The 9,725-nt window shown below is 65.7% G+C and carries 10 protein-coding genes and 1 pseudogene; 10 read left to right on the top strand and 1 reads right to left on the bottom strand.

From position 1 onward, the window contains the following. From EOA49_RS27195 to EOA49_RS27170, 6 genes are all read left to right on the top strand, one after another. Positions 1 to 973: magnesium chelatase domain-containing protein (locus EOA49_RS27195; protein WP_127243455.1), on the top strand; the 973-nt coding region annotated here is incomplete at its 5' end. A 27-nt stretch (positions 974 to 1,000) separates the two neighbouring features. Beyond that, positions 1,001 to 1,675 carry a CvpA family protein gene (locus tag EOA49_RS27190; RefSeq protein WP_127242214.1) on the top strand — a complete coding sequence of 225 codons (675 nt, stop codon included), beginning with the start codon at positions 1,001 to 1,003 and terminating at the stop codon, positions 1,673 to 1,675. Positions 1,676 to 1,804: 129 nt separating this feature from the next. Further along, the gene (gene purF, locus EOA49_RS27185; protein ID WP_127242213.1) at positions 1,805 to 3,286 is read left to right on the top strand and encodes an amidophosphoribosyltransferase; all 1,482 of its coding nucleotides are present in this window, start codon (positions 1,805 to 1,807) and stop codon (positions 3,284 to 3,286) included. A 27-nt stretch (positions 3,287 to 3,313) separates the two neighbouring features. After that, positions 3,314 to 4,057, top strand: a complete 744-nt coding sequence (locus tag EOA49_RS27180; protein ID WP_067001369.1) for an SDR family NAD(P)-dependent oxidoreductase — start codon at positions 3,314 to 3,316, stop codon at positions 4,055 to 4,057. Between the two features lie 76 nt (positions 4,058 to 4,133). Then, positions 4,134 to 4,775 (top strand): hypothetical protein, encoded by a 642-nt coding sequence (locus tag EOA49_RS27175; RefSeq protein WP_127243454.1) that lies wholly within the window; start codon positions 4,134 to 4,136, stop codon positions 4,773 to 4,775. A gap of 130 nt (positions 4,776 to 4,905) precedes the next feature. Then, the gene (locus EOA49_RS27170) at positions 4,906 to 5,130 is read left to right on the top strand and encodes a hypothetical protein (RefSeq protein ID WP_067001363.1); all 225 of its coding nucleotides are present in this window, start codon (positions 4,906 to 4,908) and stop codon (positions 5,128 to 5,130) included. Between the two features lie 87 nt (positions 5,131 to 5,217). On the opposite strand, the pseudogene EOA49_RS33760 reads toward EOA49_RS27170, so the two are convergent. After that, a pseudogene (locus EOA49_RS33760) lies at positions 5,218 to 5,369 on the bottom strand (OsmC family peroxiredoxin); the annotation flags it as partial. Positions 5,370 to 5,555: 186 nt separating this feature from the next. Between EOA49_RS33760 and EOA49_RS27160 the strand changes: the two are divergent. The 4 genes from EOA49_RS27160 (at position 5,556) to EOA49_RS27145 (ending at position 9,646) form a co-directional block, all read left to right on the top strand. Then, positions 5,556 to 6,032 carry a VOC family protein gene (locus EOA49_RS27160; RefSeq protein WP_127241981.1) on the top strand — a complete coding sequence of 159 codons (477 nt, stop codon included), beginning with the start codon at positions 5,556 to 5,558 and terminating at the stop codon, positions 6,030 to 6,032. 118 nt (positions 6,033 to 6,150) lie between these two features. Next, complete coding sequence (locus EOA49_RS27155; RefSeq protein ID WP_127241982.1) at positions 6,151 to 7,653, top strand: peptidase S10; 1,503 nt, start codon at positions 6,151 to 6,153, stop codon at positions 7,651 to 7,653. Positions 7,654 to 7,794: 141 nt separating this feature from the next. Further along, positions 7,795 to 8,691, top strand: coding sequence for a DMT family transporter (locus EOA49_RS27150; RefSeq protein WP_127217229.1), 897 nt, complete (start codon positions 7,795 to 7,797; stop codon positions 8,689 to 8,691). A 55-nt stretch (positions 8,692 to 8,746) separates the two neighbouring features. Beyond that, positions 8,747 to 9,646 (top strand): DMT family transporter, encoded by a 900-nt coding sequence (locus EOA49_RS27145; protein ID WP_127241983.1) that lies wholly within the window; start codon positions 8,747 to 8,749, stop codon positions 9,644 to 9,646. Positions 9,647 to 9,725 lie beyond the last annotated feature (79 nt).

Here is a 9,725-nt window from a genome sequence, read left to right as displayed (position 1 = left end):
ACTCGCCGCCGAGACCAATGTCGAGGACATCCTCGCGACAATCGCCGACGGCAAGCGGCCCGATCTGGTGATCCTCGATTCCATCCAGACGCTGTGGACCGATCTTGCCGATTCGGCGCCCGGCACGGTCACCCAGGTGCGCGCGGCCGCCCAGGCGATGATCCGCTATGCGAAATCCACCGGCGCCGCGATCGTGCTCGTCGGCCATGTCACCAAGGAAGGCCAGATCGCCGGCCCTCGCGTCGTCGAGCACATGGTCGACGGCGTGCTCTATTTCGAGGGCGAAGGCAACCACCACTTCCGCATCCTGCGCACGGTGAAGAACCGCTTTGGGCCGACCGACGAGATCGGCGTCTTCGAGATGTCGGACAAGGGCCTGCGCGAGGTCGCCAATCCGTCCGAGCTGTTTCTTGGCGAGCGGCATGCGAAGTCGCCCGGCGCCGCCGTCTTCGCCGGCATGGAAGGCACAAGGCCGGTGCTGGTCGAGATCCAGGCGCTGGTGGCGCCCTCTTCGCTCGGCACGCCGCGCCGCGCCGTCGTCGGCTGGGACGGCGCGCGGCTCTCCATGGTGCTGGCGGTGCTGGAAGCGCATTGCGGCGTCCGCTTCGGCCAGCACGACGTCTATCTCAATGTCGCCGGCGGCTACCGCATCTCGGAACCGGCGGCCGATCTCGCGGTCGCCGCAGCATTGGTTTCGTCGCTCACTGGTCTTGCCCTTCCCGCCGATTGCGTCTATTTCGGCGAAATCAGCCTTTCGGGCGCGGTAAGGCCGGTTGCGCATGCGCAGCAGCGCCTTAAAGAGGCCGAAAAGCTGGGTTTCGGAAGCGCGGTGCTGCCGCTCGGCAGCGAGGAAGTCGTTGGCGGTAATGGGGCCGGGGGAATCGCGGCCGGCGCTTTCCAGCCCACCGAGCTTGCCGACCTGGTGGCGCGCATAGCCGGCTCACGGCGCAGCCGCGCCGACGAGGGGGAGTGATGCAGCTCATGATGTGGGGCGAAAGATATGCCGATTACGCTGCTTGACGGAATTCTCGTCGGCTTCACCCTCGTATCGGCGATGCTTGCCATGGTGCGCGGCTTTTCCCGCGAGGTATTGTCGGTGGTGTCGTGGGTAGCGGCGGCGGCGGCGGCCTTCTTCTTCTACAAGCCGGTCCTGCCCTACGTTCAGCCATATGTCGACAACGACAAGATCGCCATTGCCGCGGCAGCCGGCATCGTCTTTGTCATCGCGCTGATCGTCGTCTCGGTGATCACCATGAAGATCGCCGACTGGATCATCGATTCGCGCATCGGCGCGCTCGATCGCACGCTCGGTTTCCTCTACGGCGCGGCGCGCGGCATCCTGGTCGTCGCGGTGGCGCTATTGTTCTTCAACTGGCTGGCCGGCGCCAAGGCGCCCGCCTGGGTTGCCAACGCCAAGTCGCGGCCGCTGCTCGAGACGATCGGCGCCAAGCTCGAAAGCGTGCTGCCCGAGAACACGGAAGAGCTGGTCAACAAATACACGCGTAAGGGCACGCCCCAGGCCGGCGCGCCGGCGACCACCGACCAGCCCGCGGCCGAACCGCCGGCGACCGGCGACGACAGCGCGACGGCGCCCGACGACAGCGAAGGCGCAGCGCCGGCCGACAATGGGCCGGCTCCCGCCCCGGCTCCCGCCACCCCGGCGCCGGCAAACTGAGGCGCCGGCAAACTGAAACCAGGCCAGTTCCGGCACTGGCCTGGGGCATGTTATGGATGCGGCATCGCATGCGTTGCGTTCGATGAGCGATCGCCTTATATGGCGGTTTTAGCGGAGCTTGAGCCCCAGATGGCAGACTCAACGGCAGACGCAGGCAAAGTCCTTTCCGCCGAGGCCGATGACCATTTCCATGACGAATGCGGCGTGTTCGGCATTTTCGGCCGGCAGGACGCGGCAGCCATCGTCACACTCGGGCTTCACGCGCTCCAGCATCGCGGTCAGGAAGCCGCCGGCATCGTTTCCTATGACGGCACCCAGTTCCACGTCGAGCGTCATGTCGGGCTGATCGGCGACACCTTCACCAAACAGAACGTCATCGATCGCCTGCAGGGCAACCGCGCCATCGGCCACACCCGCTACGCCACCACCGGCGGCGCGGGCCTGCGCAACATCCAGCCCTTCTTCGCCGAGTTGGCCGAAGGCGGCCTTGCCGTCGCCCATAACGGCAACCTCACCAATGCGCTCACCGTCCAGCGCGCATTGCAGAAACAGGGCTCGATCTTCTCCTCCACCTCCGACACCGAGACGCTGCTGCATCTGGTCGCCACCAGCAAGGAGCGCGATTTGAACTCGCGTTTCATCGACGCCGTTCGTCAGGTCGAGGGCGCCTTCTCGCTGGTCGCGATGACGGCCAAGAAGATGATCGGCTGCCGCGATCCGCTCGGCATCCGTCCGCTGGTGCTCGGCGACCTCGACGGCGCCTGGATACTCGCTTCGGAAACCTGCGCCCTCGACATCATCGGCGCTCGTTTCGTGCGCGACATCAAGCCGGGCGAGATGGTGGTCATCACCTCCAAGGGCATCGAGAGCCTGTTCCCATTCGAGCCGCAGAAGACCCGCTTTTGCATCTTCGAATATGTCTATTTCGCGCGGCCGGATTCCTCGGTCGAGGGCCGCAACGTCTATGAGGTCCGCAAGCGCATCGGCGCGGAGCTGGCGCAGGAAAACCCGGTCGAGGCCGACATCGTCGTGCCGGTGCCGGATTCCGGCACGCCGGCCGCGATCGGCTTCAGCCAGGCCGCGGGCATTCCCTTCGAGCTTGGCATCATCCGCAACCACTATGTCGGCCGCACCTTCATCCAGCCGGGCGATTCCATCCGCCACATGGGCGTGAAGCTCAAGCACAACGCCAACCGCCGCATGATCGAGGGCAAGCGCGTGGTGCTGGTCGACGATTCCATCGTGCGCGGCACCACCAGCCAAAAGATCGTGCAGATGGTGCGAGACGCCGGCGCGAAGGAAGTGCATATGCGCATCGCATCGCCGCCGACCAGCGCATCGTGCTTCTACGGCGTCGACACGCCGGAGAAATCGAAGCTTCTGGCATCGCGCATGTCGGTCGAGGAGATGGCCGAGTTCATCCGCGTCGATTCGCTCGGGTTTTTGTCGATCGACGGGCTCTACCGCGCCGTCGGCGAGTCGCGCCGCGACAACGACCAGCCGCAATTCTGCGACGCCTGCTTCACCGGCCAGTACCCTACCCGCCTGCTCGACTTCGAAGGCCACGACAACGTGCGCACGCTGTCGCTGCTGGCGAGCGGCGGGTCGTAAGCCGGTCCACCCCACGGAATCCCTCACATGACCCTCGACCTTTCCGGCCGCGTCGCGGTCGTCACAGGCGCCTCGCGCGGCATCGGTTACTTCATCGCCAGGGAACTGGCTGCCGCCGGCGCGCATGTCGTCGCGGTCGCCCGCACCGTCGGCGGGCTGGAAGAGCTTGACGATGCGATCAAGGCCGACGGCCGCGGACAGGCCACGCTGGTGCCGCTCGACCTCGCCGACATGGCGGGCATCGACCGGCTGGGCGGCGCGATCCACGAGCGCTGGGGAAAGCTCGACATCCTGGTCGCCAATGCCGGTATACTCGGGGTGATCTCGCCGATCGGCCATGTCGAAGCAAAAACCTTCGATAAGGTAATGACCGTCAACGTCACCGCGACCTGGCGCCTGATCCGTTCGGTCGATCCGTTGCTTCGGCTCTCCGACGCCGGACGCGCGATCATCATGTCCTCCAACGCGGCGCACTCGGCGCGCGCCTTCTGGGCGCCCTACGCGGCTTCCAAGGCCGCGGTGGAGACGATGATGCGCTCCTGGGCGCATGAGACCGAGAGCCTGCCGCTTCGGGTCAACGCCGCCGATCCGGGCGCCACCCGCACCGCAATGCGCGCTCAGGCCATGCCGGGCGAGGATCCCGAGACGCTGCCGCATCCGTCCGAGATCGCCAAACGCATCGTGCCGCTGGCAAGCCCGGACTTGAAGGAAACCGGGCTGATCTTCCAGGCCAGGCACAACCGTTTCGTCGCCTATCGGCAACCGGAATAAACCTGCCTCAAGGCGGATGAAACAGGCCTCCCGGTACGTTCTTCGAATGTAGAACATTCGAAACCGGAGGACCGACATGCGCAGACTTCTTCTCGTTGCCGCCACCGCCATTACCGCCGCTCTCGCCGCCACGGCAGGCGCGGCCCTGTCGCAAGACGCCAAGATGAGCTTCTTCGTCACCAGCGTCGGCTCCGGCAAGGGCGCCGATCTCGGCGGCCTCAAGGGTGCGGACGCGCATTGCGCCTCGCTGGCAGAAGCGGCCGGTGTCACCGGCAAGACCTGGCACGCCTATCTCTCCTCCAGCGCCGAGGATGCGCGCGACCGCATCGGCAAGGGTCCCTGGTTCAATGCCAAGGGCGAGAAGATCGCCGACGACGTCGCCTCGCTGCACAGCGACGCCAACGCCGTCAGCAAGCAGACGGCGCTTACCGAGAAGGGCGAAGTCGTCAACGGCCGCGGCGACAAGCCCAACCGCCACGACGTGCTGACCGGCTCCAAGCCCGATGGCACCAAGATCGCCGACCAGACCTGCGGCGACTGGACGATGAGCGGCGCGGAAGGGGCAGCCATGACGGGCCATCACGACCGAGTCGGCCTCGACGAATCGGCCGCGGCGAAGTCGTGGAATTCCTCACATGCTTCGCGCGGCGGCTGCAGCCAGGAGGCGCTGAGAGGCACGGGCGGCGACGGCCTGTTCTACTGCTTCGCTGTCGAATAAGCGTCCGGCCAGCGGTCGTTCACGGGTCTGTGACCAGGGCGGGGGAGCGTATGCCGCCGCCCTGCTTTCGCCATTTGCTGGGAGTTGCTAGCATCGACCCGACTCCGACATCCAGCAAAGAGGAATTCCCATGGCTGCCACCCCCAGCGTAGCGTTGGTCTGGTATCTTGTGATCGCCGGCCCGCAGGGCGGCATGGCGGTGCTGCCCAGCACCTTCGACACCCGCGAACAGTGCACCAACGCGATTGCCGAATATCAGAAGCAACCGACGCCGCAGGGTTGGGCCGTGCAGTGCGTGCCGAGCGCCTCGCCTTTCACCGACGAAGGGGATGCGGAAGTGCCATCGGCACAGTAGCGCCAGCTGATCTCCCCTCGTGAGCCCTTGTGAGGAGGAAGTGGCCGGGAAGCGGCCGGAAGGGGTCGTCGCGCGTGGCGCGCCGGCTCCTGTCGCCGAATGGAGTTCCGCCACCTCAAGCGCCTCCACCTTGCAGGCGATCAACTGACCGTCGAGCCTGCCTCTGGCCCCGAGTGTGATCAGCGCCTTGACCTGGTCGAGCCTCCTTCAGCGGTGCCTGCAGATGCGGTGGCGTCCATTTGCATCCCTTCCGCAGTTTTCGGTGCCTTGACAGCACGGAGATGCTGGCGGGACAGCGCGCCTCTGCCCCGCCGGGCATCGGACGACACCGTCGCCGATTTCCAAACTCGAAAGCGAGATACCCTGTCGGGTCGAGCGAAACTCGATCGTCCTTGGGCCGTTGCCAGACAGGAAGGAGATCCAGCATGGCCAAGGTGACCTCGCATCTGTGGTTCGAAAAGGACGCGCGGCAAGCGGTGGAATTCTATGTCGCCACCATTCCCAATTCAGCGATCGGCCGCACGACCGATGTGCCGGCGGACAATCCGAGCGGCCCCGCCGGCAGCGTCAAGATCATCGAATTCGTGCTCGACGACCAGAATTTCGTCGCGCTCGAAGCCGGTCCGCTCGATCCGTTCAACCATTCCTTCTCGATCCTCGTCGAGCTCGATAACCAGGCCGAGATCGACCGCATCTGGAACGCCTTTCTCGGCAATGGCGGCAAGCCCGAGCAATGCGGCTGGCTGAAGGACCGCTGGGGCCTGTCCTGGCAGATCGTGCCAAAAATCCTCGGCGACATGGCCGCACATCCCGACCGCGAACGCGCCAAACGCGCCACCGAGGCGATGCTGGGCAAGGTGAAGATCGATGTCGCGGCGCTGGAGCGAGCGTTTGGCGGGTGAAGCTGCCAATCTCCCCCGCGACGGGGGAGATCGAAGTTCCAACGCAGCGCCAAGCCTATCCCCTTTGACTTCGGCCGCCCCGGCCATACCTTTGCGGGATCATTCCCGCGGAGGTCGCATGCGGTCCAAGTTGAAGCTCCTGCCCTTTATCCTCCTGGCGCTCACAGCCTTTGCGCAGCCAGTCGGCGCCGAAACACCTGAACGGCCGGCGCCGGCCGGCGGCGTGTTGTCGCTTTTGCCGCCGCCGCAGGTCACCGAGCATTCGATCACCCTTGGCGGGCGCAAGCTCGACTACCAGGCCAAGGCCGGCACGCTGTCGCTGCTTTCCGGCAAGGGCGAGGTCACGGCCGAGATCTTCTACGTCGCCTACACGCAGCAGTCGCCTGCCCCGGCCAAAGAGCGGCCGATCACCTTCGTCTTCAACGGCGGGCCGGGCGCGGCCTCCGCCTACCTGCATCTCGGCGCGATTGGCCCGCGCATCGTTGCGACCGCTGCCGACGGCCAATTCCTGCCGCCGCCACAAAGGCTCATCGACAATCCGGACAGTTGGCTCGACATGACCGATCTCGTCTTCGTCGATCCGGTCGGCACCGGCTACAGCCGCGAAGCGCCGGGCCAGGACACGAAAGGGTTCTGGGGCGTCGACCAGGACGCCAGCTCGGTCGGCGCTTTCATACGGCTCTATCTGGCGCAGAACGGCCGCACCGCTTCACCGCTCTTCCTCGCCGGCGAAAGCTATGGCGGCTTTCGCGCCGCGCTGCTCGCCAGGACGCTGCAGGAGGATGTCGGCTTGAGCCCCTCCGGCATCGTGCTGATCTCCCCGGCGCTGGAGTTCATGCTGGTGCGGCCGGACCAATTCGATCAATTGCATTGGGCGCTCGAACTGCCTTCGCTGGCGGCGGTGCGGCTTCGCGCCGACGGCGTCAGCGGCGAGGCGCTGCGCGACAGACTGGCCGAGGTCGAACGCTATGCGCTTGGCGACTATCTGACGGCTCTCGCCAGCGGGCTGGAGCAAGGCGGCAAGCTCGCCAGCGGGCGCGTGGCGGAAATCACCGGCCTGCCGCTCGATCTCGTCGAGCGCAATTTCGCCCGTGTCCCTACCGGCCTGTTCACCCGCGAGTTCCAGCGCGCCAAGGGCAAGGTGCTCAGCCCTTACGATGCCACGATCAGCACCGCCGATATCTCGCCGGGCAGCGCCCGCATAGAAGGCCCGGACCCGGTGCTTGACCGCAGTGTGCCGGTGCTGACCTCGGCCTTTGTCGCTTACGCCCGTAACGAACTGAATTATCGCACGGATGTCAGCTACCGGCTGCTCAACGGCGAGATCAGTCGCAATTGGGAGTACGGCACCTCGGGGCAAGGCTATGCCGGGGCGATGAACGACCTGCAGCGGGCGCGTTCGCTCAACCCCTCGCTCGGCGTCGTCATAATCAACGGCTATACCGACCTGGTGACGCCCTATCTCGCTTCGCGCTATCTGGTGAACCAGCTTCCCTCACTCGCCGACGCCAAACCGATCCGGCTCGATGTCGTGGAGGGCGGCCACATGATGTACCTCAGGCCCGACGGAAGGCGCGCGCTGAACGAGGCAGCCTCCGAGCTCTACCAGGCGACGCAGTAAGCGCTTCTCGATCGGCCACGAGGGCTCTGCGCCAACGCAAGCGCCGCGCTGGAACAGCGCCGTAGAAGCTTTCGCCCGTATAGCTGGCAGAAGTGGATCCGATGGGGCGGAGCCGCCTCCACGCTGGCAAATCGATACCGCATGGCCGATGTCGTCGTCCTCGAAAGCCGCGAAAGGGTGCTGGCCGGCATCCTGTTCACCGCGGCCGCCTATTTCCTGTTTTCGGCGCAGGACGCCTCGATCAAGCTGTTGGTGGCCGGCATGACGGTGTGGCAGATCATGTTCTTCCGCTCGGTCACCGTCCTTGCCGCCTGCGGCGCGATCGGCGGACGGACGCTGTTCGCCGACACCGCAAACTCGCCCATCGTGCGGCCGATGCTGGTGCGCAGCGCATTCACGCTCGCGGCCTGGCTCTGCTACTACAACGCGGCACGCTCGCTGCAGCTCGCCGAGCTCACCACCATCTACTACGCCGCGCCGATCATCGTCACCGTGCTTTCAGTGGTGATGCTGGGCGAGACCGTGCCGCTCTTGCGCTGGGCGGCGGTGTTCGTCGGATTCGTTGGCGTCTTCATCGCCTGCGACCCGGCGCGTCTCGGCTTCTCCGTGCCGGTGCTGCTTGTGCTGGCGGCAGCGCTTTTGTGGGGCATCGCCGTGGTGCTCTTGCGCAAGACCGCGATGCAGGAGCGCACGACGATCCAGCTGGTGCTCAACAATTTCTACTTCCTGCTTTTTTCGGCAGTGCCGGCGCTGATCTGGTGGCGCATGCCCGACGCGCCGCAGCTCATGCTTCTCATGAGCGTCGGCGCGCTCGGCGGCGTCGCGCAATACATGCTGTTCGAAGGCATGAAACGAGCGCCGGTGTCGATCGTGGCGCCATTCGAATACACCTCGCTGGTCTGGGCGTTTGCGCTGGGCTTCGCCATCTGGGGCGACGTGCCGAGAACCGAAGTTTTCATGGGCGCGGCTTTGATCATCGGCGCCGGCCTGCTGATCGTCGGCAACGAGCGTTTCCGCAAACGGGTCGAGGACTCATGACAGAAGGCTGTCAGCACGAGCGGCATAGTCTGGTACCATGACGGATACGGTCGACATGCCTGAAAAGCTTGCCAAGGGCACCGCCGACGCCACAGCCGAGCGCATGCTGGGCGTGGTGCTAGTCTCGGCCTCGGCCGTCGCCTTCGCGCTCACCGGCGTGCTGACCAAGTCGATCCATGCCGATCCGCTGACCATCACCTGCTGGCGCGGCTTCTTCGGCTCGATCCTGATTGCTCTTTACGTGCTGTGGCGCCGCCGCCGCTCGGGCGGGCGCGAGAGCCTCAGGCTCGGCTGGCGCGGCTGGCTGCTTGCGGTCGAGGGGGCTGCCGCCAGCATCGCCTTCATCGCGGCGTTCAAATACACCTATGTCGCCAATGTCGCGGTGATCTACGCCACCTCACCCTTCATAGCCGCACTGCTTGCCTTGCTGCTGGTGCGGGAAAAATTCCGACTACAGACGATGCTGGCGGCGGCCGTGTCGCTATGCGGCGTCGCCGTCATGGTGGGCGGCGGCTTTGGCAGCGGCCACCTGTTCGGCGACGGGCTGGCGCTTTTGATGACCACCGGCAGCGCGCTCTACATGATCATGGTGCGCGCCTTTCGCGACTCGCCCGTCGTCTGGGCCGGCGCGGTGTCGGCCTTCCTGCTCTTCGTCCTCGGCTGGTTCGTCACCGACCCGGTTGCCGTTTTGACCCGCGATATGGTGCTGCTTGCCACCTTCGGCTGCTCCTTCGCGCTGGCCTCGATCCTGTGGACCGAAGGTTCGCGGCTTATCCCCGCCGCCGAATCCGGCCTGCTCGGCTCGGCCGAAGTGCCGTTCGCCATCCTGTTCGCCTTGCTGTTCCTCGGCGAATTCCCACCGCTGGCCAGCATCGTCGGCGGCGCGATCGTGCTTTGCGCGGTTTTCGCGCACGCCGCACGCGACTGGTCGAGAGCCAAATCGACGCGTTCGTAAATTTTTTTCGCGGTCACGGAACCATCACCCGACTCAGGCATTGTTAGATCGACGGGTCACCCCCCAAGTCCCCCCAAAC

The sequence above is a fragment of the Mesorhizobium sp. M1A.F.Ca.IN.020.04.1.1 genome (assembly GCF_003997315.1).
GTDB lineage: Bacteria > Pseudomonadota > Alphaproteobacteria > Rhizobiales > Rhizobiaceae > Mesorhizobium.
This window is presented reverse-complemented; position numbering and strand designations above follow the sequence as displayed.

Excerpts from the sequence above, each read along its gene's own strand:
- EOA49_RS27190 (WP_127242214.1), top strand. The coding sequence starts at position 1,001 with ATGCCGATTACGCTGCTTGACGGAATTCTCGTCGGCTTCACCCTCGTA.
- purF (WP_127242213.1), top strand. The coding sequence starts at position 1,805 with ATGGCAGACTCAACGGCAGACGCAGGCAAAGTCCTTTCCGCCGAGGCC.
- EOA49_RS27180 (WP_067001369.1), top strand. The coding sequence starts at position 3,314 with ATGACCCTCGACCTTTCCGGCCGCGTCGCGGTCGTCACAGGCGCCTCG.
- EOA49_RS27175 (WP_127243454.1), top strand. The coding sequence starts at position 4,134 with ATGCGCAGACTTCTTCTCGTTGCCGCCACCGCCATTACCGCCGCTCTC.
- EOA49_RS27170 (WP_067001363.1), top strand. The coding sequence starts at position 4,906 with ATGGCTGCCACCCCCAGCGTAGCGTTGGTCTGGTATCTTGTGATCGCC.
- EOA49_RS27160 (WP_127241981.1), top strand. The coding sequence starts at position 5,556 with ATGGCCAAGGTGACCTCGCATCTGTGGTTCGAAAAGGACGCGCGGCAA.
- EOA49_RS27155 (WP_127241982.1), top strand. The coding sequence starts at position 6,151 with ATGCGGTCCAAGTTGAAGCTCCTGCCCTTTATCCTCCTGGCGCTCACA.
- EOA49_RS27150 (WP_127217229.1), top strand. The coding sequence starts at position 7,795 with ATGGCCGATGTCGTCGTCCTCGAAAGCCGCGAAAGGGTGCTGGCCGGC.
- EOA49_RS27145 (WP_127241983.1), top strand. The coding sequence starts at position 8,747 with ATGCCTGAAAAGCTTGCCAAGGGCACCGCCGACGCCACAGCCGAGCGC.